The organism is Phormidesmis priestleyi BC1401 (genome assembly GCF_001650195.1).
GTDB classification, from domain to species: domain Bacteria; phylum Cyanobacteriota; class Cyanobacteriia; order Leptolyngbyales; family Leptolyngbyaceae; genus Phormidesmis_A; species Phormidesmis_A priestleyi_B.
On the sequence record NZ_LXYR01000026.1, the window covers coordinates 23119 to 47161 of the forward strand.

At 49.2% G+C, this 24043-nt stretch carries 23 protein-coding genes, 1 tRNA gene and 1 other annotated feature; of the genes, 7 read left to right on the forward strand and 17 right to left on the reverse strand.

The features are described from left to right. Positions 1–37 precede the first annotated feature (37 nt). Positions 38–1003 (reverse strand): calcium-binding protein, encoded by a 966-nt coding sequence (locus tag A8707_RS29090; RefSeq protein ID WP_068817968.1) that lies wholly within the window; start codon positions 1001–1003, stop codon positions 38–40. Positions 1004–1339: 336 nt separating this feature from the next. Here A8707_RS29090 and A8707_RS14545 point away from each other — a divergent pair, with 336 nt between their 5' ends. Continuing rightward, positions 1340–3157: an AAA family ATPase gene (locus A8707_RS14545; RefSeq protein WP_068818004.1), complete on the forward strand. Its 1818-nt coding sequence runs from the start codon at positions 1340–1342 to the stop codon at positions 3155–3157. 1 nt (position 3158) lies between these two features. Here the strand turns inward: A8707_RS14545 and A8707_RS14550 are convergent, their stop codons facing one another. Continuing rightward, on the reverse strand, positions 3159–3644 hold the full coding sequence (locus A8707_RS14550) for a YbjN domain-containing protein (RefSeq protein WP_068817969.1): 486 nt from the start codon (positions 3642–3644) through the stop codon (positions 3159–3161). Between the two features lie 260 nt (positions 3645–3904). Between A8707_RS14550 and A8707_RS14555 the strand changes: the two genes are divergently transcribed. Further along, entirely contained in the window at positions 3905–4780 is an 876-nt protein-coding gene (locus A8707_RS14555; protein ID WP_068817970.1) for a DUF2267 domain-containing protein, read from the forward strand. 171 nt (positions 4781–4951) lie between these two features. Here the strand turns inward: A8707_RS14555 and A8707_RS14560 are convergent, their stop codons facing one another. The 3 genes from A8707_RS14560 to A8707_RS14570 all read right to left on the reverse strand — a co-directional run bounded on the left by A8707_RS14560 (position 4952) and on the right by A8707_RS14570 (position 8521). Beyond that, complete coding sequence (locus A8707_RS14560) at positions 4952–6370, reverse strand: GTP-binding protein (RefSeq protein ID WP_068817971.1); 1419 nt, start codon at positions 6368–6370, stop codon at positions 4952–4954. Between the two features lie 92 nt (positions 6371–6462). Then, the gene (locus A8707_RS14565) at positions 6463–6909 is read right to left on the reverse strand and encodes a hypothetical protein (protein ID WP_156518588.1); all 447 of its coding nucleotides are present in this window, start codon (positions 6907–6909) and stop codon (positions 6463–6465) included. A gap of 22 nt (positions 6910–6931) precedes the next feature. Beyond that, positions 6932–8521 (reverse strand): slr1306 family protein, encoded by a 1590-nt coding sequence (locus A8707_RS14570; protein WP_068817973.1) that lies wholly within the window; start codon positions 8519–8521, stop codon positions 6932–6934. A 375-nt stretch (positions 8522–8896) separates the two neighbouring features. Between A8707_RS14570 and A8707_RS14575 the strand changes: the two genes are divergently transcribed. The 3 genes from A8707_RS14575 (at position 8897) to A8707_RS14590 (ending at position 13209) form a co-directional block, all read left to right on the forward strand. Continuing rightward, positions 8897–9235, forward strand: a complete 339-nt coding sequence (locus A8707_RS14575) for a type II toxin-antitoxin system RelE/ParE family toxin (protein WP_068818005.1) — start codon at positions 8897–8899, stop codon at positions 9233–9235. Next, entirely contained in the window at positions 9228–9506 is a 279-nt protein-coding gene (locus A8707_RS29095) for a helix-turn-helix domain-containing transcriptional regulator (protein WP_068817974.1), read from the forward strand. The genes A8707_RS14575 and A8707_RS29095 overlap by 8 nt, the downstream gene beginning before the upstream one ends. Before the next feature lie 448 nt (positions 9507–9954). Continuing rightward, complete coding sequence (locus A8707_RS14590) at positions 9955–13209, forward strand: HEAT repeat domain-containing protein (RefSeq protein ID WP_068817976.1); 3255 nt, start codon at positions 9955–9957, stop codon at positions 13207–13209. A gap of 212 nt (positions 13210–13421) precedes the next feature. On the opposite strand, the gene A8707_RS14595 is transcribed toward A8707_RS14590, so the two are convergent. Continuing rightward, a complete protein-coding gene (locus A8707_RS14595) occupies positions 13422–15842 on the reverse strand; it encodes a GH116 family glycosyl hydrolase (protein ID WP_068817977.1) in 2421 nt (806 codons plus the stop codon). A gap of 103 nt (positions 15843–15945) precedes the next feature. Here A8707_RS14595 and A8707_RS14600 point away from each other — a divergent pair, with 103 nt between their 5' ends. Then, the gene (locus A8707_RS14600) at positions 15946–16269 is read left to right on the forward strand and encodes a hypothetical protein (RefSeq protein WP_068817978.1); all 324 of its coding nucleotides are present in this window, start codon (positions 15946–15948) and stop codon (positions 16267–16269) included. Positions 16270–16296: 27 nt separating this feature from the next. Then, positions 16297–16842 (forward strand): GIY-YIG nuclease family protein, encoded by a 546-nt coding sequence (locus A8707_RS14605; RefSeq protein WP_068817979.1) that lies wholly within the window; start codon positions 16297–16299, stop codon positions 16840–16842. 191 nt (positions 16843–17033) lie between these two features. Here the strand turns inward: A8707_RS14605 and rplL are convergent, their stop codons facing one another. The 11 genes from rplL to A8707_RS14660 all read right to left on the reverse strand — a co-directional run bounded on the left by rplL (position 17034) and on the right by A8707_RS14660 (position 24042). Continuing rightward, entirely contained in the window at positions 17034–17420 is a 387-nt protein-coding gene (rplL, locus tag A8707_RS14610; RefSeq protein WP_068817980.1) for a 50S ribosomal protein L7/L12, read from the reverse strand. 95 nt (positions 17421–17515) lie between these two features. Next, positions 17516–18049, reverse strand: coding sequence for a 50S ribosomal protein L10 (rplJ, locus tag A8707_RS14615; RefSeq protein WP_068817981.1), 534 nt, complete (start codon positions 18047–18049; stop codon positions 17516–17518). 53 nt (positions 18050–18102) lie between these two features. Beyond that, positions 18103–18255, reverse strand: a sequence feature (ribosomal protein L10 leader region). Positions 18256–18297: 42 nt separating this feature from the next. Next, complete coding sequence (gene rplA / locus A8707_RS14620) at positions 18298–19011, reverse strand: 50S ribosomal protein L1 (RefSeq protein ID WP_068817982.1); 714 nt, start codon at positions 19009–19011, stop codon at positions 18298–18300. Positions 19012–19072: 61 nt separating this feature from the next. Then, positions 19073–19498 carry a 50S ribosomal protein L11 gene (gene rplK / locus A8707_RS14625; protein WP_068817983.1) on the reverse strand — a complete coding sequence of 142 codons (426 nt, stop codon included), beginning with the start codon at positions 19496–19498 and terminating at the stop codon, positions 19073–19075. 27 nt (positions 19499–19525) lie between these two features. Beyond that, positions 19526–20179, reverse strand: coding sequence for a transcription termination/antitermination protein NusG (gene nusG, locus A8707_RS14630; RefSeq protein ID WP_068817984.1), 654 nt, complete (start codon positions 20177–20179; stop codon positions 19526–19528). Further along, positions 20176–20400: a preprotein translocase subunit SecE gene (gene secE / locus A8707_RS14635; RefSeq protein WP_068818006.1), complete on the reverse strand. Its 225-nt coding sequence runs from the start codon at positions 20398–20400 to the stop codon at positions 20176–20178. Before secE ends, nusG begins: the two co-directional genes overlap by 4 nt. Positions 20401–20515: 115 nt before the next feature. Beyond that, positions 20516–20588: transfer RNA gene (locus A8707_RS14640), tRNA-Trp, on the reverse strand. A gap of 111 nt (positions 20589–20699) precedes the next feature. Beyond that, positions 20700–21020 carry a 50S ribosomal protein L19 gene (gene rplS, locus A8707_RS14645; RefSeq protein ID WP_462686392.1) on the reverse strand — a complete coding sequence of 107 codons (321 nt, stop codon included), beginning with the start codon at positions 21018–21020 and terminating at the stop codon, positions 20700–20702. Positions 21021–21247: 227 nt separating this feature from the next. After that, entirely contained in the window at positions 21248–22102 is an 855-nt protein-coding gene (locus A8707_RS14650; RefSeq protein WP_068817986.1) for a metal ABC transporter permease, read from the reverse strand. Positions 22103–22117: 15 nt separating this feature from the next. After that, on the reverse strand, positions 22118–22951 hold the full coding sequence (locus tag A8707_RS14655; RefSeq protein ID WP_068817987.1) for a metal ABC transporter ATP-binding protein: 834 nt from the start codon (positions 22949–22951) through the stop codon (positions 22118–22120). A 17-nt stretch (positions 22952–22968) separates the two neighbouring features. Continuing rightward, the gene (locus tag A8707_RS14660) at positions 22969–24042 is read right to left on the reverse strand and encodes a metal ABC transporter substrate-binding protein (protein ID WP_068817988.1); all 1074 of its coding nucleotides are present in this window, start codon (positions 24040–24042) and stop codon (positions 22969–22971) included. Position 24043: the final 1 nt, after the last annotated feature.

The window sequence follows — 24043 nt, forward strand, 5'->3', positions numbered from 1 at the left end:
TGGCTCCGGTTGCAAACGTCGCAGCAGGAAGAACGGCTCATCCGACGAGTTGGCTAATGCCATCTGCAACGATTTTATAGTCACTATCGACTCTGACAAAGGCGGTGTCGTCGATCGTGGTTGATTTAACTCCTTTGAGAATGGCAAGAATTTCGCCTGTTTTGACTTCTCGAATCAGCGTGTCGTTGGCGTTTGCGTTGGTGCCTGCGTCGATCGCTAATTGCTCAAAGGTTAATCCTTCAGCTAGCGCAATTCGGTCTTTGTCTTTGAGACTAAAGTCTTTGATTGTGTCGGTTCTTTCACCCCGCGCCAGCACGAAAGTGTCGCTGCCTGCACCGCCCTCTAGCTGGTCGTTTCCTACACCACCGCGCAGAATATCGTTGCCGTCTCCACCGCGCAGAAGGTCATTACCGCTCTTACCTTCTATACGATCGTTTCCGCCTTGACCATTGATCACATCATCAGAGTTATCGAATCCCTGAATCGCGTTGTTTAAGTCGTTCAGAAATGTGACGCTATCATGGTTAAAAACCTGCTTTTGCTGCCAATCGGCGTTAAAGACATCAAAGCTATCAGCTACACGATTCTGCCCGTTGAAGATAACGTTTCCTAAATCAACTGTTGAACCAGTCGCTTTTTGTAGGTTGTCTAGGTTTTCTAGCTTGAAATTCTTTAAAGTGACTTTTGTATCTTTAATGTTATCAAACGTAATCACTAAATCATTGCCTTGCTGGGTCAAGAGCATTGATTTTGCGATCAGTCCCTCTCCCTGAAATGTGATGACATCAGCGTTTAGGATTGTCTCCTTCGATGGGTTGACTCCGGTTCCTACGCCGTTAAAGTGCTCGATCGAGACATCTTTATCTCCACGAGACACCCGATAAGAATGGGAGCGTTGAGCATCTAGACCGGATGCCACAAATTGACGAGAGGTACTGATTTCGGTCGTCAAACCAGAATTTGCAGAAATGGGAGAAGCTGAAGGTAGACCGTTACTATTCATGAAATTTTATCCAATGGCAAAGAACTAGACCCTAAAACTTAGCCGCTCATTTGAATGATCCGCTCAAATGAATGGCTCTGAAAATTATTCAAAACAGCGAGCTGATTACATCGCAATGTCAATTTGACTCACTGCTTAGTAAATCTGTGTAGGCAAGTGAGAAGTTATTGACACATCAGTTTGAACAGTAGTCTGTCGAGTTAATGAACGCGATAATTAATGGTTAAGAGTTGAATAAGAAAATTCTGTCAATAGAGAATGATTTCTGCGATCGTGAGAGTGCCCCGCCAAGGATAGGAATGTCTATACTGAATGCACTGGGGCGGTAATACTCACATGAGCGATCTTTTAAAAGACTTTGAAGAGTTCATCGATCGGGGATTTGAAGATCTCCTGGGGTTGGTCAGAGAGCTAGAGGGGCGAGGCGATGGTGAAGGATTTAGGATTGATGTGCAAACTCGCACTCACGTCGATCGTCGCTATTTTCGACAAGATGCTGCTGAAGATGGCGCTCAAACCACCACAACCGTCAGCGAGGTGATTATCACGCCGCCCCCTGCCGACAGTTACTCGCCCGAATCGTTGAGCGGCATCGGCGGACTGTCAGAAATCGTCAGAGAACTGCGGGAATTGGTGGAACTGCCCCTCAAACGCTCAGAGTTGCTCACCAAATTGGGGCTAGAACCTCCGCGCGGCGTTCTCTTGGTCGGTCCTCCAGGCACTGGCAAAACGTTGACCGCTCGTACACTAGCCGAAGATTTAGGCGTAAACTACATTGCGATCGTCGGACCCGAAATCATGGGCAAATATTACGGAGAAGCCGAAGCGCGACTGCGAAGTCTGTTTGAAAAAGCCTCCCGCTCTGCGCCCTGCATTGTTTTCATCGACGAGATTGATAGCCTCGCGCCCGATCGTTCCAAGGTCGAAGGTGAGGTTGAAAAGCGCGTCGTCGCTCAACTGTTGAGCTTAATGGATGGATTTGCCAAAACCAAAGGCGTGATCGTGTTAGCGGCGACTAATCGGGCTGATCACCTTGATCCTGCGCTGCGCCGTCCCGGACGGTTCGATCGAGAGATTCAGTTTCGCATCCCCGATCGGGCAGGGCGATTAGAAATCCTTCGCATTCTGACGCAGGCGATGTCGCTGGATGAAACGGTGAATTTGGACACGATCGCGGATTTTGCGGGAGGAATGGTCGGTGCAGATCTAAAAGCCCTGTGCCAAAAAGCGGCGTATGTGGCGCTGCGTCGTTTGGTGCCTTCTTTCAGCGATCCGACTCCCCACACGATGAGCGTGACGCAGAGCGACTTTTTGAAGGCGATTAAGCAGATTAAACCTGCTGTTTTAAGATCCGTAGAAGTTGAGTCGCCCAACATTGCATGGGACTCGATCGGCGGACTGGAATCAGTCAAACAAAGCTTGCAAGAGTCGGTTGAAGGGGCACTGCTCTATCCCGAACTCTATCAGCGAACGAAAGCCAAAGCGCCGCGAGGCATCTTGCTGTGGGGACCTCCGGGCACGGGCAAAACGCTGTTGGCGAAAGCAGTTGCGTCTCAGGCACGAGCAAATTTTATTGCGGTCAACGGTCCTGAGTTGATGAGCAAATGGGTTGGGGCATCTGAGCAAGCTGTACGAGAACTGTTTGTGAAAGCGCGACAAGCCTCTCCCTGCGTCGTGTTTGTCGATGAGATTGACACGCTTGCTCCGGCGCGAGGCAGCTATCAGGGTGATTCAGGGGTGAGCGATCGCGTCGTTGGTCAACTGCTCACCGAGCTAGATGGCTTGCACGACTGTTCTAATGTGCTGCTGATTGGAGCGACCAATCGCCCAGAGGCACTCGATCCTGCCTTACTGCGATCGGGGCGGTTAGACTTGCAGATCAAAATCGATTTGCCCGATCGAGCCAGTCGTTTCTCAATCTTGCAGGTTCACAATCACGATCGTCCCCTAGCCGATGTCGATTTAGATACTTGGGCAACTCAAACCGAAGGCTGGAATGGGGCTGACCTGGCGCTTTTGAGTAATCAGGCTGCCTTAGAAGCAGTGCGTCGCTATCGCGGTCAGGGCTTGAGCGATCCGAGTGCGATTCACATTACAACCGATGATTTTGGATCGGCTTACGATCGCCTATCTAGCCAGCGATCGCCCGTGTAGCTCAACTCGCAAACTCGGCTTGTAGGGCATCATCGTTGTCATCAGCGATCGTCGCCACGACGGTGATCAATCGCGAAATTTCACCGGGCGATAACTCGGCTACTGTGCGGCTTGACAAGACGACAACCTGATTTTCAAAGATGGCAAACGCCGACTCGAAGGTGGTTTTCCAGTTCATTTCGAGCAATTTTCTCATGAGCTGCGGCTCATTTTTAGCGGGTAATGTCAGAACGGTTGCCCAAGCCGTAAACGTATCATCATCAGTCGTGCCCGTAAGCTGCACAAACGCTTCAACGCTGCCATATTTAAACTTCCAGACATTTCCACTGTCATTGTGGCTGACCATTGCGCTATTGGTTTGATCGAGGCTGTTAATGACCGTTTCAATCACCTCGACAATGTTGATGCCATTTGCACCACCCACCAAGTTTTCACCTGACAGATCAGATGTTGAGGTTGTTTCAGGATTGGACGGATAGTTCACCATAAGTACGTTTGTTTTGGCGTTATTGCACAGTTAGCGTTGAGTCTACCTTATCGTTAGTTACTGCGATCGCTTCTGTGCGTTCTACATTTCTTTATTTTTATACTCAATAAGCTGATTTTGTGCGATCAATCTGCCTGATGATATAAATCTTGTCTACAACAATGTCACTCCTGGCAGATGACTTGATCAGCAGGATTGCGTAATAGTTTTGATGTCGTAGACACGACACTTTCGACGCTATTTAATACAGGAGATTTGTTATGCCGATCGCCATTCGAGATGACGTAGTTTATATCATGTTAAAAAAGATTCACGACAGCGATCGAGTTCCCGGTCCTGACCCAGTGAATTTTACAGATACCGATTTTGCAGGTCTTGAGATGTCGATCGCAGACATTTTGGGACACTTAGACTATCTCAATCAACGGCAATATATTAACGCTGAGTTTTCGGGCAATGCTTATGCAAATCAAGATGATGTTCCCGATCTGGTAGATGAAGAAGAATTCGGCTTGAGAATTGCCAATACTTACGGCGCACCGGATGGTCCGTTGCCTCACCTGATTGAGTTCAAAAAGGCAGAACTGACCCCAAAAGGCGAAAAAATGCTGGAGGAAATGGAGGCAAATCCTCCCAAGAGTATGAATCAGGGTGCGGCAGTTCCGGTTTACAGCAAAGATATGCCGTTCTTAGAGAAGGTCATGCTCAAAACAGGATTGCAAGAGCATTATGACGCGAGAGACATTACCGAAGTCGTGTTCCGCACGATGCGCGACATGATGACCAACGAAGCGGTCGAGCACGTCGCCGAAGAACTCCACGAACCGATGGAAGAAGGCAACACCGACAAAACGCTCTATGCCGCAACTCCGCTTGCTACAGAAGTCGCAGACCTGTGGGAAGACACGAATCCGATCGTTCATTTTCTCAGCCGTATTCGTCCCCCGCTCAAAATTAAATCCAGCACATTTTTGTTCCGCATTAAACAAGAAGCGGGTTTAGCGGTCACGATTCCGCCAGAGTCGGCGGTCGAAGCAGTCTTCTCAGCCACAAAAGATGAGTTGTCTGACGATCGCATCAAAGAAGTCGCAAATTTCTTACCCGACGAAATCCGAGCCATTTGGGAAAAAGCATAGGCATCCCCATTCGTAGAGACGTTTCGGTGAAACGTCTCCCGACGACATCGGGTAAACCAACCCTCCACCGCATTCGTAAATTTTTTATTCGCACCGTGATGTAAAACGTCGGACTGTGGCACGATCGGGCAACCCAACCGATGATTTTGGAGACGTTTCACCGAAACGTCTCTACATTAATTCTTGGCGCAATCGATAAATAATGGTGTTGGGTTCAACTTGGTTAAGAATGTCTTGAATCACCGTACTGGCACCTTGCGAACCCCACGTACAGCCTTGTTCTAAATAGATTTGCGCCGCCCGACCGACTGAATATGACCCGTAGCCTGCGATTCCAGCCTGGACGATCGAGACTCCTGCCAAAGCTGAGAATCCGGCTGAGGTGTCTGTGCCCGTGGCGATCGCGGTGGCGCTTTTGCCCACTCCCAGCAGAATGCCGCTGCCGATTTCGCTCAACAGCAGACTGCCAGAACTGATCAGAATCGTCTTTAATAATTTGCCTGCTTCATAGCGCGTCATCGGCAACCCGTATAACTCAGCCAACGCGCGAATCATCGCCAGATCTGAGATTGCACCGCCCATTAAATCGAGGATGGCGATCGGGTTCAGCCCCACTGCCAGCGCTTTATATCGGGTGAATTTCCAAATTAATGCCTCTGCATCGGTGTTGCGGATTTCAACGATCGCCTCTGCCATACGTGTCTCAGCGTTTTTTGCCTGAAAGAGAGCATTGAGCGCAAGCAGCGATCGACCTTCCCGATTCAAGATCGTGAGAATCTTGTATTTCAATTCATCAATTTGCGACGGTGGCGTTTCCCATTCGTGAGTCACCCGTCCGTCTGCCCACTCAACGCGCATTTGCAGGGGGGCTGGCTCTGCCGCAACCATCACAATCTCGTCGGCGGTTAATAATTGCTGAAGTCGTGCGCCGTTTCCGGTTCTTGCGCCTAATCGCTGCAAACTTTCATAAATCGCCTGCCGACTCTGATCGGGATATAAGTCAATTTTGTTAAACACGAGAATCAAAGGCTTTTGCGCCTGTCGCAGGTCACAGAGGGCTTTGTATTCGGTGCGGGTGATGTCTCCAGCGACGATAAACAGAATCAGATCTGCTTGTTCTGCTACGTCTCGCGCCATATCTGCGCGGGTTTGCCCATCGACTTCATCGAGTCCGGGGGTGTCGATCAGTTCGATTTGCACCTTGGCACCTTGAGGCACGATCGCACGTTCTGGCGGCACAATTCCTCCCGTTGGCGACCATCGAATCACCTGCGGTTTGAGCGTCACTCCGTTAATCGGACCCGTTTCTAAAACTTTCTCTCCGAGCAGCGCGTTCAAAATCGCAGACTTGCCTCGGCTCACCAAGCCAAACACGGCAATCCGCACGATCGCGTTATCCAACTTATTGAGATTGGCAGACAGTCGATCGAGGTCTTTCTTGAGCGACGTTTGCAGGGCGGGATTTTTAGACGATCGAAAATAGCGCGAATAATTCGCCACGGCTTGACGCAAACTTGCCCGTGCCCGTGTGAGCTGCGTCTCTTGAAGTGTGGGGCGTGAAGTCGATTGAGAAGATTGAGCTTGACTCACGGTTAAACCGATGAACGCTAAATCTATTTTCGTGCAGAATGGCAGGTTTGGGCCGGGATTATGCGATCGTGAAAACCCTACCTGACGACTGGCTACCGAGGAAGCGGATTTTGTCGTTTAAAGAGCGGCAATGGTGAGGGTGAAATGCCTTCTCGCTTAAAAAATGGAGCATTCGAGTCGAGACACTGCTGCAACGTTGTGCCGATCGTTCTCGTAGTCTCATAGTCTGAAGTGTAGGCATTCATCTGATTGACTTCTCCATACAGCAACGTTTTGATGTCTTGTTGATAAAGCACCAGATTATCCAGTCCATTAATGCGATAGACTCCCTGAAATTTTGAATCGGGCACGATCGAGCCAACTGCCGAGCCTCTTGACGAAAACCCGTTATAGCAAAGTCGATCGCCTTTCACCGCAATTTGAATATAATTACTCGATCCCATACGATACATTCCGATTTGCAGGGGCAATCCACTTGCCATTGCGGCAGGAGCGATTCCACAACTCAACAGCGTTGCCATTAGCATTCGTAATTTCATTCTCACACCATTCGTAAACGATTTAAGAGGCAATAACTTCCTCTTGAAGCATTTCTAGAAGAATTGGGCTTTGAGACGATCGTGGCTCCTCTTTAAGTTTTGCTCCCAGTTGCAAAAGCTGCTCTTGCGGCGCGGGCAGTTGGGCAGATGGCTCAGTCGTCCACGGTTCTATTTTAGGAGTCAGCGTTGTCGATTTGAGTTTATCGACCGCTTGTTTAACAAACGCTTGCAAGAATGGGATTCGCTGATTTTGCTGGAAAATCTTCTCCATAATTTGCTGAAGTAGATCTCGCTTCACCGTCCCATCTGGGATGTCACCCTCAAAATACTCAATCAGCGTCAATCCGGCGAGTCGCGTCAGATAGGCAGCACTGACTCCTTGCAGCAGCCCACCCGCGATATAAGTGACGACATTAGTTTTAAGAACGGTGGCGATCGCTTGGGTCGAGATTTCTACGACTCCCAATTTCACCATCAAACTTGCCATTGTGGTAGCAACCGTTTTTGCCTGGTTTAGAGAGAACTTTTGCTGATAGAGCTTACTCAGATCCATCACCATTTGGGCATTGATCGCCGCCGCCGCTAGCAGATCCAGTGCGGGAAACGGGTTGGCAAAGGCAGTCGTTGCCACAATCCACTGCGCCTGATCGATCAGGGGAAGCGCCCGATCGCGACGCACCGTATTCAATGCCTTTTTTGCCTCTGTTTTAATCTCAGCAGCGTTGCCAAACGAACTCGCTAAAACCAGTTGTTTACCTTCTTGCATGAGAATTTGACTCAAGCGATCGGTCAACGCTGAAATCTGTGGCTCTGGCGTTTCTAGCCATTCTTTAATAGAACCATCGGCTTGATGCTGTCGGACTTTTCTGGGTTTGGGATTAGTAGCGATCGCTATTACATCCTGCGAACCTAAGATTCCGTCTACTCGTTGTCGAAGTTGATTCAGCAACTGTTGCTGTTCGTCTGGCAAATAGTGATCTTGTTTGTTTAACACCAGCACGATGCGTTTGTGTGCGGCGGTCAATTTGCGAATCACCTGAAGTTGAGTTGCGGTCAGATCGCCATTCGTCAAAAACAGAACCAGGTCTGCCGATCGTGCCACATTCCAGGCATCTCGTTCTGCAATGATGCCGCTCTCAGTTGCCGCAAACAATTCTGGAGTGTCAGTGAGACTGAGACTTTGCGATAGCTCTGATGCCCATGTCGATCGCAGGAGCTGCGTCAGCGATGTCTTTCCGACCGATTTACCGCCCATGACAGCAAGCCGAATCTCTTCTCGTTGCAGTTCGGTGGTGATTTGATTGATTTGCGATCGCAACTCCAACAATTGTTGAGCGCTGCCGTCGATCGTCCAATCTTTCGCTTCAACTGCCAGTTGGTTGATTACTCCTTCGGCATCTGCCAGAGCAGTTTTGACAGTTGCCAGATTTACGGGTGCGACAGGTTTTGCGTCTTCAGTTGACTGAAACCGCAAAGATAACCAGGCAATGCCACTGCCGATGACGATCGCAGGTGCCCATTCGCCCAAGCTGTGAACGTTTTCAAATAACCAGATAAAGAGTGTGAAACCCACTCCCCCAAACACGAGCGATCGGCGCAACTGAACCGTCATATCAGATATACTGCGAAACTACCTGCTTCCTCAGCATAGGACAAACTCTAAGCGTTGAGCCAAAACCATTAGAACTTATGTCTTAGTGACGATCGTGGCATCTCAAAGAGCGATCGTTTGACTTCAGAAGTCGGTTTTTTCACCTCAGAGGTCAATCATTCCACTCCCAAGGGCGATCGTTTGACTTCAAAGAGCGATCGTTTGACTTCAAAGGTCGATCGTTCTGCTTCAGAGGTCGATCGTTTGACTTCAGAGGTCAATCGTTGCCTAAAAAAGAACGAAGGATGGTATCACGGCACAAAATTGTGAGAGTAAAGTCCGATCGCCCAGAGACCAGGCTAAAGTAGAACTCAGTGAATAAAGAGATTGAGTGCTTTGGAAGCCGTTCCTCTTTCTGTCGAAATCTATGAAACTGAAGCGGGACGGGTGCCGTTTTCGGAATGGCTAACTGCCTTGAGAGATTTGCAAGCGTCTGCCAAAATTTTGTTGAGGATTGATCGGGCAAAGCGAGGAAACTTGGGAGATCACAAGCCGATCGCCGACGGAATGTTTGAGCTTCGCGTGGATACAGGGGCTGGCTATCGTGTGTATTTTGGACGAGTCAGCAGTCAGGTGATTGTGATTTTGTGGGGTGGCGATAAGAGTACGCAGCAGCGAGATATTGAGAAAGCGGAACAGTATTGGATTGATTATAGGAGTCAAGATAATGCCTAAGAGCAGAAGTTATGAGCAAGAGTTGATGGGTTATCTACAAGACTCTGAACGGGCAATTGCCTATTTAAATGCGGCGCTGGAGGAGGAGGATTTAGAGTTATTTTGGGTGGCGTTGCAGAATGTGGCAAAGGCAAGAGGGAAAGGGGATGATTGGTTTGAGCAATTATCGGTTCAAACTCCGGCGGTGGAAGGCAAGGTAGAGCAGTTGTTTTTCTTGTTGAAGGAGTTAGGGCTGGGGTTGAAATCAATGGAATTGCCCCAAGCGTCCTAGTTTAGCTAGGTTTCTGCGATCGGAGTCTAAATCAAAACGTTCTAATTCTGAAATTCGATCGTTCCTGACTCGACCGAAGCGATGGCATTGCTCAAGCGAACCCGATCGAGATAGAAGTGTCGGGCTTCAAAATCCCCTGACTTCTCCAAGATGCGATCGTTGCAGCTCAAAGAGCGATCGTTTGACTTCAGAAGTCGAATGTTTCACCTCAGAGGTCAATCATTCTACTCCAGAGGGCGATCATTTGACTTCAAAGGTCGATCGTTGCACCTCAAAGAGCGATCGTTTGACTTCAGAGGTCAATTGCTGTCTAAAAAAGAACGGAGGATGATGTTACGGCATGGAATCGTGGGAGTAAAGTCCGATCGCCTAGAGATATATCATGCTTACAAGGAATTACAGATTAAATTGGTGTAGTGCGATTTATGCCCTCTGATGGTTGAGGCTCATGCGTAGAAGAATCGATCGTCCTTTCCCCCGCTTTCCGTTCCGCGTTCATCGTTCTGTGTTCATCGGGTGCTTCCTTGCGTTCCTCTTTTCGCTCTCCATCGGTGTTTCGTTTGGGAATGCCAAGGAAAAACCGAAGCCAAAACTTCAGGAATGGCAAATCAACGGCATTTTGGCAGCTTTGGATGATGGATATTCAGGAGTTAAGCAGAAGGCTTTTGAAAAACTAGTCGAGTTTGATGCAGCAGATCTGAAAGCGTTTCCTAAGCAGTCAGAGGAGATTGGGAAAAGAGCGCTCGCTGCTCTCAACGACAGCAAAGAAGACTCCTATCTCCGCCCCAGCGCGGCTGTGGCACTAAGCAATTTAGATAAAACCAACCCTGCTGCGGTACAAGCCCTCACTACTGTTCTCAACAACAGCAAAGAAAGTTCCGATCTCCGCTACAGTACGGCTGTAGCACTAAGTAATTTGGACAAAACCAGCCCTGTTGCGGTGCAATTTCTTACCACTGTTCTTAATGACAGCAAAGAAAACTTCGATTTTCGCTCTAGGGCAATTGTGGCACTAAGCAATTTAGACAAAGCCAGCCCTGTTGCGGTACAAGCCCTCACTATTGTTCTCAACGACAGCAAAGAAAACTCCGCTCTCCGCTACAGTGCAGCTCTGGCATTAAGTAATTTAGACAAAGCCAGCCCTGCTGCGGTACAAGCCCTCACTACTGTTCTCAACAACAGCAAAGAAAGTTCCGATCTCCGCTACAGTACGGCTGTAGCACTAAGTAATTTGGACAAAACCAGCCCTGTTGCGGTGCAATTTCTTACCACTGTTCTTAATGACAGCAAAGAAAACTCCGCTCTCCGCTCCCGTGCCGCTGTAGCACTAAGCAATTTGGACAAAACCAGCCCTGTTGCGGTGCAATTTCTTACCACTGTTCTTAATGACAGCAAAGAAAGCTCCGATCTCCGCTCCCGTGCGGCTTGGGCACTCGGAAATTTAGACAAAACCAGTCCTGTTGCAGTGCAAGCCCTTGTCACTCTTTTCAGCGACAGCAAAGAAAACTCCGATCTCCGCTATAGCGCGGCTGAGGCACTCGGAAATTTAGACAAAACCAGTCCTGTTGCGGTGCAAGCCCTCACCACTGTTCTCAACAACAGTAAGGAAGGTTCCGCTCTCCGCTACAGCGCGGCTGAGGCACTCGGAAATTTAGACAAAACCAGTCCTGCTGCGATGCAAGCCCTCACCACTGTTCTCAACAACAGCAAAGAATACTTCTATCTCCGCTATAGAGCGACTGAGGCGCTCGGCAATTTAGGCAGAACTAGTCCTGCTGCGGTGCAAGCCCTCACCACTGTTCTCAATAACAGCAAAGAATACTCCTCTCTCCGCTCCAGTGCGGCTCTGGCACTAGGTAATCTCAAGCAGTTGAGCTTAGGTGAGATATTTGTTCTCATTGATCGTACTTTTGATGTTGCTTCTGAGGATCTTTACAAAATGCGTTTCTCTTCTTACTTCTACAGCAGAGGAGACAGCAACATTAAAACATTAATGAGGTGGGTTAGTCCTCCTGAATCGCTTTCCAAGCCAGATGAGCTTTCCGCTGATGAACTCAGAAAAGCCTTGGGAGTCTTCAAGAAAGCCTGGGAACCCAGCCGTGATTTCCCCAGACTTCGCAAAGAACTGGCTGGAGCCATTGCCAGCGTCAGCAGTCGAGGAAAATGGCACCTCAGCGACGCTTTACTGCTCGAACAGCACTACAAAAACCTCAGCAGTGCCAACTTTGACGAAGCCGATACCGTCAAAAAAGCCATTGATGCCCTCACCGTTTGGAAACACCTCAAGGAATCTGGCTACGCCCTCGCTGCACACCTCCTCTTCTGGGTTGCCCTGATCTTTGCCTATCCCAAATATTCCTGGGTTCAAGCCGTATTCTTCTGGAATCCGTGGGTACGCAAAATTATCGGTGTCGGCTACGTCGGCTTTCTGCTTGCTTGGGTGCCCTTCCTCCGTCGCAAACTGTTTGAACCCTTCAAATTCTCCCTCCTTGCCGATGCTCGTCTCACAAACTTCGATCCCACTGCCTACTTTCCAGAGTCAAACGTCATTCTCGTCGGCTCTCGACACGTCACCCCGCTCAACACCACCCTGACCGCCATCCAAGGACAGACCATCCTCGAAGGCAGTTCCGGTTTAGGCAAATCGATGTTCTTGCGCCACCTCGTGCAGCAAAGCTCTCGCATCGTTGTCTTCTTACCCGCCCGAAAATGCGAGAACGGAGTCATCGAAGCTATCCAAGCCAAGCTTCACGGACAGGCACAAGACGCAGAATTCCTCAAAAATCTGATTTATAGTGGCGCGATCGACATCTGCATCGACGGCTTAAACGAAGTCAGTGCCGACACTCGCGCCAAGATTAGCCAATTTGTCGAAAGCTACTTCAAAGGCAACATCATTTTGACCACCCAACCGATCGAATGGATTGCCCCCACCACCGCCAAGATCTACGAACTGCAACCGCTCCAGACCGATCAGATCGAAACCTTCTTGCTTTCTAGATCTGCGATCGTGGCTCCCACATCAGAAGCCACCTATGCCGACTCGTGCCGCAGCTATCTCGCCCAAGCACTCAACCCCAACCAATCCTCTGAAGAACTCGCCGCTACCCAGCGCATCCTTTCTAACCCGATGGATCTCACCGTCGTTGCTCAGATGATCGCCCTCGGAAAAACACCCGATCTCTTCCGTTTACAAGAGCAGCAATATCAACTGATGGCGGCAGATTATCACGATCGCTGGAACCAAGACTTCCCCATAAAGAAATTTGCCGAAGCGCTCTATCAACTTCGCCTCAACGACGAGAAAGCCATTCCTCCCAGTGAATTTCTGCAAGAACTGACCAGCATGGAAGACGAACAATACAAGATGGTCGTCAGTCGTCAATGGAAAGATGCCAAAGGAGAACCCCAGCATGAATGGTATTGTCGCCACGACAAGATCATGGAGTTCTTTATTGTGCAAACGTTTTTGGGTGATGGTGAAACTGCACAGAATCGCCTGATCGATCACATGGGAGATTCCCGTTTTCGAGGCGTTTACTTCTTATTAGCCACCTTGCTTTCTCTCGACGCAGCCGCCGACCTGCGCGAAAAGCTCATCCTCTATGCTGCAAACACCAAAGATCACACCGTCAGCGACACCTTTGTACAACTCTTCCACAGCCGCGCCACTTTAAACGCCGAGGTTGCCAGTTTGATCTAGAGAATGTTTGAAACGGATTGAAAGTTTCTTGGCTTCGTTGCTCACCCGCCCGTGATTAAAAATCACGGTCTAACGGTGCGAAGTCCCTAAAGGGACTAAAAAAGCCAACCAGGTCAAAGCCTTTAGTCTGTTTCAACAGACTTCGCACCGTTAGCCCCGACTTTCAGTCCGGGGCGGGTGACGCGATAAACGATCGCGGTTCAAACATCCTCTTAGATCAATTCATCGCTCAACATTCCATAAATCGCCCAAATCGCCATTGCCCTTAGATAGTGACTCGCCCGAAACGTTCCGGTGGCAGTAATCGCTTCTGGCGTGCGAAACTGCAAGCCGTGATCATAAATTTGTCGCACGACTGCTTCCGTCAGAGTCATCGCTTCAGTTTTCATTCCCATTTGCACTAAGAATGCTGCTAGCCCAAAGTTGATGCCTGTCCAAACTTCGAGCGGGTGCGTCGCATTGGGGTTTTCAGGAGACCCATCAGGACGAACGCCGTTTGCAGCCCCAATTACAGAAGAGGTGCGCTGGTTAAATCGAACAAAACAAGCATCAAAGACTGTTTTAAGCGCCGACTCCGCGCATTCTTGCGAAACCACATCGGGTAAATTGAGCAATCTTGCATAAAATTGTCCGCAAAGCTGATCTGCCATCACCACATCAGATCCGCTGTTGCTGTCGAGACGATAATATTGACCATTCCAGAGTTTCGATTGGTAAATGGGACGAGATTGACTCAACCAAGTTGAAAAAATCGCAATGGATTCTGTAACGGATGAATGATTGGGATTGGTGATGAGAATCTGCCCGATCGCGATCGCTGCCTCCAACGCCGCAATCCACAATCCTCCACAGTAGGCGCTCACACCTTGCAATCGCCAATCGTCAAAGGTTTGATCCGGCGCACCAGAGTTTTCAGGAATGCCATCATTATCGAGATCAAACGCTTTTAGATAATGAAGTGTCTCAACAACTGCGTCCCAACACTCACTCAGAAATTCCACATCTGTTGCGCCTGTGAGCACATAATCGCGATAAACCTGCAACACAAAATCTGATCCCAAATCTTTCCAAAGATTACAGTCTTGATAACTGGTGTAATTGGTTTTTTCCCACACATGCTCATTCGGTGCGCCCAAGTCGTGAGGAGTGGCACCCGCAACTTTGCGAATCGCCATCGGACTCTCTGCCCCAATGGTGTAGTAATAGCCAATCACCCGCGTCTTCTCATCACTGGTTGGAATCGATCGAGCAAATGCCCGCATCACCGATTTTTCTAACTTAGACCACAGCATTAACAATCCGAACGAGCCATATAGTCTCACATCCAGACTTTCATACCAGCGATAGTCAAGACACTCTAGCACCGCAAACTGACCGATTGGATCGCGCTCATCGGCGGCACTCCACAACGCTCCGCCATCGGTGAGAATGTAAAGCTCATTAAACAACGCCATTTTGAACCAGTCGGGCAAATCGTCTCGATCGAGAATCGGCTGCTGCCAGGTCAGAATTTTTTCCTGCCAGGTTCGATAATGTTTCAACGCCGTGCGCGCGATCGTCCAGGCATTCAATCCGGTGCGCCCAAAGAAGTCAGTATAGCGTCGGAAATAGTTGACCCCGGCTGCAAACTCCGTCACCGGAAAATCCCAACTGAGGACAAACGGAATTTTGAGAGTTTGCCCCGGCTTGAGAGTGAATCGAACGGCGATCGCGCTTCCAATTTGCTCTCCGACGTTTGCGAGAGTTTCATCATCTAGATCGGGCAGTGATCCATCTTGAGAAAACGTCTGCCACAAATCACTCCCATCCCCGACTGGATTCCAGCGAGTGTGATAAGAAACCTCCCAAAGATACGGGTTAAGAAGCGTCCCGATCGCCCATTGCCCATCGCCTTCTAAGGGATCGTCTCCCTCACCTTTTCCCATAACGACACCGATTCTCTGTTCATCTCCGATTAGAGAATTAAAATTTCCCGCGCTTTGTCCCAGCCGAGGCTGATAGTCATAAAATGGGCTGCCGTCATCGCGCATCTGCACCTCTGGCGACTTGAGCGAATTGGTAAACCAGCCCGCCATATTTTCCCAAGTCAGCATCACACTGAGAGTAATCGGCTGATCAGTAGGATTGTGTGCAGTCCACTCAAAAACAGCGATCGGGTAGCTCGTCTCTTGATAGTTGTCCGCGATAATCGGCGAAAACTGTTCACACGTCAGTTCAGCTTGAAAAACATTCTCGTAGACAAACCAACTCCGAGGATAGAGTGCCGAATAGGTCCCGGTTGACTGTTCGGCTTGACTCGCAGGATATCGTCTCCAGGTTTTTAAGCGATCGTCATCCTCGGTACTCAACGCATAAACCTGAGTCTGGGTGCCAACCTGCTCAAACACACTAAACTGACACCCCGGCATTGTCTGAAAAACGTGTTCGCCGCCGTCAATGTGCCAGAGATTGAAATCGCCCCGTGACGATCGCCCAATGCACCCTGCTCCAAATCCGCCTAACGGCATCCCGTGCCACGGACCATCATCTAAATTGCTGGCATATCGGACGGTGTAAGGCTTTTCCCACCCCAGCCCGATCGGACGGCTCCAGGCACACGCGGGAATGTTGACGGACGGCTGCTGTTTTTTCATCTCACGATTTTACGGGAAATGGGAGACAGTGCAATCGGCTGATAAAAAACATCCTCAACGGTATACGATCGAGGCTCACACCAAGTCGCCAACGGGTTAAAAAATGGGACTTAAAATTATTGAAAACTTCGACAGCAGTTTCTCTCTCGACCCTGAAGTCAAAACGGTGTTGTTTGAACTGCTGAGAAGTGAGGCGTTTTTGCAGCAGGTCGCTCAAGCCCTGCCCTGCGATCAAGTCGAATTTACAGAACTGCTCTTTCAGCCCATTCCCTACACGACCGCCACACCCAAAGGAATGCCCGCCGAGTTTGAGAAATTTCATCAGTCTGCGGATCACGCGATCGTCAATGTGCCTCCAAACTTTATGTTCAAAGCGAAAGTTTTTAAGCCCAGTCGATTATGTGCCATTTATAGAAAAGTTCGATAACGCGATTCACCCGTTCCCTAGTTCAAAATGACTTCTCAAACCATCATTCCAACCCTTGCGAGTTTGGACTTTGTTCCCTACATCAGCGATTCAGGTCAACTGCCCGAAGACCTTCGCGGAAAAGTTGGGGCATACGCCGTGTTTGATCAGCAGAAAATCCTGCAATTCGTGGGATTTTCTCGTGACGTTTTTTTAGGATTAAAGCAACATTTAGTCCGTCAGCCTCAACGCTGTTATTGGGTGAAGTTTAGCCCAGTCGATCGTCCCAGTCGCACCCTGCTTGAAGGCATTCGAGACACCTGGATTGCTGAAAATGGCTCGATTCCTCTCGGCAACGGCATCGACGAAGCCAAATGGAATCAGCCCATTCAAGTTAAAGGCATGATGACTCCTGAAGAGGAGGCGAATTACACGAAGACGACGATCGAAGAAATCACCCAAATCAAAATTCTCAAAAATGTAGCGCGACGAGTTGAAGCCGAAATCTTGACTCAACTCAAAGCCCGTGGAATTCAAGAAGAAATTCGCTTCAATCCCAAGCTCAAAGAAGAAGGATTATTAGACTTGAAATAGGTAATGTCATACCAAATCGACCAATGAATGCGACGGATGATGGATCTACCCGATGCTGTAGAGACGCTTCGGTGAAACGTCTTGCCGATTTTGCCGTGGCACAAGATCTGTCACATTCAAAAATGAAATTGGCATCACAAAAAAGGAGCCTCAAAGAGACTCCTATATCATCAGAGTGATTGAGGCATCGATTATTTAACTGAAACCTTACCGCCAACGTCCTCGATTTGCTTCTTGATGTCTTCAGCTTCAGCTTTTGCAACGCCTTCTTTCAGCGCTTTTGGTGCAGCTTCCACGAGATCTTTTGCTTCCTTCAGACCCAATCCGGTGATCGTCCGAACGACTTTCAGAATTGCAATCTTCTTATCCGCAGGCACATCATCCAAGACCGCGCTAAATTCGGTCTGCTCTTCGACTTCTTCAGCCGGAGCCGCTGCACCCGGAGCCATCATCATCATGCCGCCAGCCGGAGCCGCCGCACTTACGCCAAAGGTCTCTTCGATTTGCTTGACCAGATCTGCCGCTTCCAGCAGAGTCAAACCTTTCAACTTGTCAATGATTTCTTCAACAGCAGCCATTTGATTACTCCTAAAATTCCAAAGTTTTGAACTGTGAGCGTTAAAGTCTAAGATTTGAACTGGACATTATCCGTTCGTCTCTTATCCTTCGTTTCTCATTCTTGAGCAGATTCCTTCTCAGAAATTTGCTTGATTGCGCGTGCCAGACCAGACGGCACTTCGTTAATACCAACTGCCAGTTGAGTTGCCACGCCGTTGATTGCGCCAGCAATTTGTGCCAGAAGTTGCTCCTTGGAAGGCAGTTCTGCGATCGCTTTCAAATCTGCCTCAGTCAGCAGTTTGCCGTCCATCACGCCGCCGCGAATTTCGGTTTTTTTGCTAGCTTTTTGGAAGTCTTGATAGGCTTTGATTGCGCCGCCCAGGTCATCTTTGACCATCACAAACGCCGAGTCACCCTTGAGAATTTCACTCACGGCTTGCCAGCGATCGTCGTTTTGGACTGCGATGCCCATAAACGTGTTTTTCGCCACTTGACAGCTTGCGCCCTTAGGACGAAGACGATTCCGCAAATCTCCGATCTCCTTCACGCTGAGACCTCGATAATTGACAATGAACATCAATTGCGATTCGCCCAGCGATTCCTTAAGATCAGCAATAATCTGCTTCTTGCTTTCTAACGTTCTACCCACTCGAAATCACCTCCTTAAATTGGGTTTCAGTCACACTTGATTTGCTCTCATGCCAAGCCAAAAACAAACCCCGACATTGATGTGCCGGGGCGAGGTGCATTCTAAGTCCGAGGCGATCAGTCACGCATCTAGACGTTTGAATGCAAACCTCGGCAGGGATTTATGCTAAACGCACCTGCTGTCTCCGGCTTGGCTTATTTAATTCGAGCAAAGTTTTCTTTAAGCCTTTCTCTCCATGAAGAACTGACTTACGCAGCGTCCTCTAGTTTAAAGTCACGCAGCGCGTTGATGTCAACCTCGATCGACGGACCCATCGTAGAAGAGATGTAAACGGTTCGCCAATATCGACCTTTCGCGCCCGCAGGACGGTTGCGATCGATGGTTTCTTGCAGCGCTTTCAAGTTCGCCATCAAGTCTTCAGTCGGGAAAGCGGCTTTGCCAAACAAAACGTGAACGATGCCCGTTTTGTCTGCCCGAAACTCTAGCTTACCCGCTTTGAATTCAGCGATCGCCGGACCCAAATCATAGGTGACGGTGCCCCCTTTAGGAGACGGCATCAAACCGCGCGGACCCAAAACTCTACCCAACTTTGCTACTTGGGGCATCATATCAGGAGTCGCGATCAGCAGATCGAAATCCATCATTCCCTTTTGGATTTCATCGATCAGTTCCTCAGAACCTGAGAGATCTGCGCCTGCAACCGCTGCCTCGTTGACCTTCTCGCCTCGCGCAATTACAGCAACCCGAATTGTCTGACCCGTTCCTCTAGGAAGCGATACGGTCGTTCTCAACTGCTGGTCGGCATACTTGGGATCGATGCCTAGACGCACGTGCGCCTCTGCTGACTCGGCAAACTTAGCCGTTGCCGTTTCCTTCAAAAGATTGAGTGCCTCCAAAGGATCGTAGGGACGCTCCTCAACTTTTGCCTGTAGTTCTCTAACTCTTCGCGATATCTTCGCCATGTTTTCTCCTGGGGTCACTAACGAGGACTGCCCTCTCCCCCAATTAAGTGTGATTGATGTCTTAAGCGCTAACCGTGATGCCCATGTTTCTAGCAGTGCCTTCGATGATTTTCATCGCTGCTTCAATGTCATTGGCATTCAGGTCAGGCATTTTGGTCTTTGCAATGTCCTCTAACTGAGCGCGAGTGATCGACCCTACTTTTTTACGGTTGGGTTCACCAGAGCCAGTCTCAATTCCCGCCGCTTTTGCAATGAGCTTAGACGCAGGAGGAGTCTTGAGAATGAAGGTGAAACTGCGATCTTCATAGACCGAGATTTCTACCGGAACCACCATCCCTGCCTGGTCAGCAGTTCTAGCGTTATATTCCTTGCAGAACATCATGATGTTGACCCCGTGCTGACCTAGCGCGGGACCGATCGGAGGGGCTGGGTTTGCTTTTCCAGCGTTAATGGCTAACTTAATAACCGCTGCGACTTTTTTTGCCATCGATCGTGATCTCTTTGCGAATCGAAATTAACTTTTCTGAACTTGATTGACTTCTAGTTCGACGGGGGTATCTCGCCCGAAGATAGAAAGCAGAGCCTTGAGTTTGTTACGCTCACCGCTCACCTCAATCACTTCGCCTTCAAAGTCCTTAAACGGACCTGAAAGCACGACGATCTTATCGCCTGCTGCCATGTCAATTTTTCTGACTGGCTCCTGCTCTTGGGACTGCTTGAAGATGCGTTCAACTTCAGAGTGACCCAAGGGCATTGGTTTGACGTGCCCTCGACCTCGACCATAACGGCGTTTCTGCTCCGCTCCGACAAAGTTGATTACGTTGGGCGTGTTTTTGATCACCTGCCATGTGTCGTCATCCATCAGCATTCTCACTAAGACATAGCCAGGAAAGACTTTTTCTGCGCCTTCTTTAGCCTTGCCGTCTTTTTGAGGTCTGAGAACTGGGGTTTCGGGAATCTGAACGTCCAAAATTCGATTGGTAACATCCAACGTTTGGATGCGCTGCTCTAGGTTAGCTTTGACTCGTTTCTCGCAGCCAGAAGCAACTTGAATGGCATACCAACGAGCTTTCTCAAGCTGGACGGCTTCTTCGGGGTTTTCGCCTGCTGCACTATAGGGTTGATTTAAGTCTCTCGACTCGTCTGATGTATCTGATGTAAAAGTCATCCAAACACCTTCACCTGTGCCCATCGAAAGAGTTGATCTACCAGGTAGATTAGGGTTGCAGAGAGCGTCACCATCAAAATCACCGCGATTGACTCGCTGATCAATTGCTGTCGGCTAGGCCACACCACTTTGTCCAGTTCTTCTCTCGTTTCCTGGACAAACGTGTTGGGGTTAAAGCTTGCTTTTTGCTCTGGAATCGTTGCCTCGTCTTTTTTTGCCACAGTTTTTAAGCGCTCCGTCAGGTTTAATCTACGAGTGGTTTGCAGCACTACAGGCTTGAAAATTTGACCTGAAGAAACCCTAAACTTTTCTCGGCTTTGAACCAGAGTGATTCAGCGCGCCCTGGAGGACTTGAACCCCCGACATCAGGTTTTGGAGACCTGCGTTCTACCAACTGAACTAAGAGCGCACAAGCCGAACAACTCTAATCACTGCCTTGTCTAGCTTAACAGCTATTGGCGGTTTAGCCTGTAGCGATTAGTTGCGTTCTATTGAAAACTAATCGCTAGAAGCTGACATCTTAAAGCGGACGATCGAAGCGTTGCTTTAATCGGGTTGCCTTGCCCACGCGATCGCGCAGATAGTAAAGTTTAGCTCGACGAACTCGACCACGACGCAGCACTTTAATGCTTTCGATGCGGGGAGAGTGCATCAGGAAAACACGCTCTACGCCCACGTTTTGAAAGACGCGGCGCACCGTGATGTTTGCCGTAACGCCTGCGCTACCTTTGGCGATGATTACGCCTTCATAGGGCTGAGTCCGTTCTTTGTCGCCCTCTCGAATTTTGACACCCACCCGGACGGTGTCGCCCACATGGAGGATGGGAAGATCTGACTTCATTTGTTCCGCTTCGAGTGAGCGGATCAGTTCCTGCGCTTTCATAGGGCTTCAAAAAACTCACAATTGCTTATCGTAGCTCAGAGCCTGTGATCTCGTCTAGAGATTCAGCCCAATTCATATTCTACCTGCGTAAGGGCGATCTGCACAGAAATGATCGAGAAATGAGATCGCGCTCACGCAGCTTGATTCCCTGTCTTTAGTTTGTAACATGCAATTAGATGGGTCTTCTAGGAGAGATGACTTGGATGTAGCGATGGAATATGGCGTTGACGACGACGCTGAAATTGCGTCCAAATTAACACGATTCCAAACACCAGCGTAGACAACAAAACAACACTCGCTCCTGATGCAATATCGAAATAGTAGCTCAGATAAATCCCCGCAAAAGATATTGCCGCACCCAATACTCCAGAGATTACCATCATGTAACCAAAGTGATTACTGAGCAACCGCGCGATCGACGCTGGAATCACCACGGCTGAGATAATTAGCGTCACTCCTAACACTTGCAGCGTGGCAACCAGCAGAGTCGCTAACATCAGCGCAAATAGCGTGTCCATTGCGAAGACGGGAACTCCTTGAACTTGAGCGACCTCTCGATCGAAGCACCAAAATAATAAAGGACGATAAAAGACAAAGACTAATGACAGTAGAAAGATCGTTACGCCCGTGACCACCCAGAGATCCGTCGGCGAAACCCCTAGCACATTGCCAAACAATGCCGCCTCAAAGTTCTGGCTAAACTTACGATAGCTGCTGATCACGGCAACGCCCAAGGCAAAACTGGCAGTGGTGACAATGCCGATCGCCGCATCAGAATAAACTTTTCGTCCGGTCAAGTATTGAATTAATAAGGCTGCACCAAAGCCCCAAATTCCAGAACCGATGTAGAAGTTTAGCCCTAGAACATAAGTCATCACGGCTCCCCCTAAAATTGCGTGGGAAAGACCGTGAGCGATGTAGCTCATGCGGCGAGTAGTAATGTAAACGCCCATCACGCCACAAAGCAGCCCGGACATGACCCCGACCATCATGGCGCGGCTGAAGAAATCGTATTGAAAGGGTTTGAGTAAGAAATCCATGCTGCAAAGTGCTAGTTAAGCGGATCTGGAATTGTTTCGTCGGAGGGCTGGAGGCAAATCGTTTCTCAACTCGTGCAACAAAGTTGTGGCATCGCTGGAAATCAAAACGCGTTCTTCTTGACGCAGAACCAGCATATCGGCTCCAAACGTTTGCCGTAACGTTGCTGGCGTGAAGACCTCAGTAGGTTCACCCTGGCAGATTAAGCCCTGGTTAAAACACACGACCCAAGGGAGGTGCGTGGCAACTGAATTGAGATCATGAGTCGAAAGTAGGATGGATAGCCCTTGCTGGCTTAGTTCTGCGAGTAAGTGCAACAGTTCATGCTGCACATGCAAGTCTGAGCCGCTGGTCGGTTCATCTAAAAGGACGAGTTCGGGTTCGCCAACGAGCGCACGAGCGAGAAAGACGCGCTGTTGTTGTCCACCAGATAACTCTCCGATCGGTTGATGTGCCACATGAGCAACGCCCACCCGTTCTAGCAGTTCTCTGGCTACCAGGCGATCGCGCCTCGACGACCAAGGCGAAAACTGCCGATGTCGATACCGACCCATCATCACCACTTCTTCTGCCGTCACGGGAAAATTCCAGTCCACAGTTTCAACCTGTGGGACGTAACCCACTTTGGGCGGAGAAGTGCCGGGTTTGAGACGTTTTCCTCGGACTAGAATCTCTCCTTGCCAAGGATGCACAAGTCCCAGCATTGCCTTGATCAAGGTGCTTTTGCCGCTTCCGGAGGGACCGACCAGCCCAGAGAGTTGCTTGGGGTAGAGGGCTAGATTTACTCTGGTAAAAACAGGTTCAGTTTGATAGCCACAGGTCAAGTTTCTGATTTCTAACAACGGTTCCATTCAATGACCTGATTTGACTATTTAGTAGAATTTGTAGCAACGGCAGTAGGACCGACCACGTTGGCAGTGGCGAGTCCGTCAACAAGTTCTGGCTTGCCGCCTAAGTTAGTTGCAATGATGCGAAGGTTATTCGCCATCATGCCAATGTAAGTATGTTGGGGATTCTTGTTTTCGAGTGCATTTGCTGAACCCTCTCCTGGCAGTTCGTCATCAGCCGTATTCGCTGTTTTGACGTTGGCTTCCCGTGCAATTTGTTCTTCAACTTTGCTGGGATAAACTTCTGAACCAAAAATGGCAGGAACCTTGACTTTCTTAATCTGATCAATCAGTTTTGCTACGTCTTGAGCAGAAGGCTCCTTGAAGTCAGAGGGCTGAATCGCACCAATCACGTCAAAGCCGTATTCTCTCGCCCAATAAGCCCAAGAGTCGTGGTAAGTCAATAGCTTGCGGTTTTGAGGTGGAATGCTGGCGACCACTTCACGAGTTACTTTGTCAAGCTCATCTAATCGTTGCAGGTAGTTTTTGAGATTAGTTTCGTAATAATCTTTGCCTGCGGGATCGAGGGCGGTTAATTGCTGCGCTGCGAGTTTAGCATACGCCTCGGCATACTTTGGATTGACCCACAAGTGAGGGTTTGGATCGCCCTTGTCTTTCGGGAAGCTGAAATCGAACATCCATTGCTCCTGAGTAATGGTGTTGCTGCCCATCTCAAAGATTTTGGTGTCTTTAGGCTTTGTGGCGTTGGCTAATTTTTCGGTTGGGGATTCTAGGTGCAAGCCGTTGACGAGAATTAGACTGGCTTTGGAAAGAATGTCTGTATCTGAGGGACGTGGCTCAAAAGTGTGTGAGTCGGTGCCTTCGGGAATGATGCCTTTGACTTCTACGCGATCGCCTGCAATATTGCTCACGATATTGGTCAAGGGTGCAACGGTTGTAACCACTAACGGTTTCTTTTGCTCTTGCTGATTTGAAGCTTGAGCAGGAACGGAGGTCGCGGCGGGGCTAGGAGAAACTGCCGTATTGGTTGTGGGGGAGGAGTTGCAGGCGGTTAAAGTGAGGGCAAGCAGTGATAAGTAGACGAAAGCTTTCATT

Excerpts from the sequence above, each read along its gene's own strand:
- A8707_RS14600 (WP_068817978.1), top strand. The coding sequence starts at position 15,946 with ATGGGACTTAAAATTATTGAAAACTTCGACAGCAGTTTCTCTCTCGAC.
- A8707_RS14650 (WP_068817986.1), bottom strand. The coding sequence starts at position 22,102 with ATGGATTTCTTACTCAAACCCTTTCAATACGATTTCTTCAGCCGCGCC.
- A8707_RS29095 (WP_068817974.1), top strand. The coding sequence starts at position 9,228 with ATGCCTAAGAGCAGAAGTTATGAGCAAGAGTTGATGGGTTATCTACAA.
- A8707_RS14550 (WP_068817969.1), bottom strand. The coding sequence starts at position 3,644 with ATGGTGAACTATCCGTCCAATCCTGAAACAACCTCAACATCTGATCTG.
- A8707_RS14590 (WP_068817976.1), top strand. The coding sequence starts at position 9,955 with ATGCGTAGAAGAATCGATCGTCCTTTCCCCCGCTTTCCGTTCCGCGTT.
- A8707_RS14595 (WP_068817977.1), bottom strand. The coding sequence starts at position 15,842 with ATGAAAAAACAGCAGCCGTCCGTCAACATTCCCGCGTGTGCCTGGAGC.
- rplK (WP_068817983.1), bottom strand. The coding sequence starts at position 19,498 with ATGGCAAAAAAAGTCGCAGCGGTTATTAAGTTAGCCATTAACGCTGGA.
- nusG (WP_068817984.1), bottom strand. The coding sequence starts at position 20,179 with ATGACTTTTACATCAGATACATCAGACGAGTCGAGAGACTTAAATCAA.
- A8707_RS14545 (WP_068818004.1), top strand. The coding sequence starts at position 1,340 with ATGAGCGATCTTTTAAAAGACTTTGAAGAGTTCATCGATCGGGGATTT.
- A8707_RS14565 (WP_156518588.1), bottom strand. The coding sequence starts at position 6,909 with ATGAAATTACGAATGCTAATGGCAACGCTGTTGAGTTGTGGAATCGCT.
- A8707_RS14655 (WP_068817987.1), bottom strand. The coding sequence starts at position 22,951 with ATGGAACCGTTGTTAGAAATCAGAAACTTGACCTGTGGCTATCAAACT.
- rplA (WP_068817982.1), bottom strand. The coding sequence starts at position 19,011 with ATGGCGAAGATATCGCGAAGAGTTAGAGAACTACAGGCAAAAGTTGAG.
- A8707_RS29090 (WP_068817968.1), bottom strand. The coding sequence starts at position 1,003 with ATGAATAGTAACGGTCTACCTTCAGCTTCTCCCATTTCTGCAAATTCT.
- A8707_RS14660 (WP_068817988.1), bottom strand. The coding sequence starts at position 24,042 with ATGAAAGCTTTCGTCTACTTATCACTGCTTGCCCTCACTTTAACCGCC.
- A8707_RS14570 (WP_068817973.1), bottom strand. The coding sequence starts at position 8,521 with ATGACGGTTCAGTTGCGCCGATCGCTCGTGTTTGGGGGAGTGGGTTTC.
- A8707_RS14555 (WP_068817970.1), top strand. The coding sequence starts at position 3,905 with ATGCCGATCGCCATTCGAGATGACGTAGTTTATATCATGTTAAAAAAG.
- rplS (WP_462686392.1), bottom strand. The coding sequence starts at position 21,020 with ATGAAGTCAGATCTTCCCATCCTCCATGTGGGCGACACCGTCCGGGTG.
- A8707_RS14605 (WP_068817979.1), top strand. The coding sequence starts at position 16,297 with ATGACTTCTCAAACCATCATTCCAACCCTTGCGAGTTTGGACTTTGTT.
- rplL (WP_068817980.1), bottom strand. The coding sequence starts at position 17,420 with ATGGCTGCTGTTGAAGAAATCATTGACAAGTTGAAAGGTTTGACTCTG.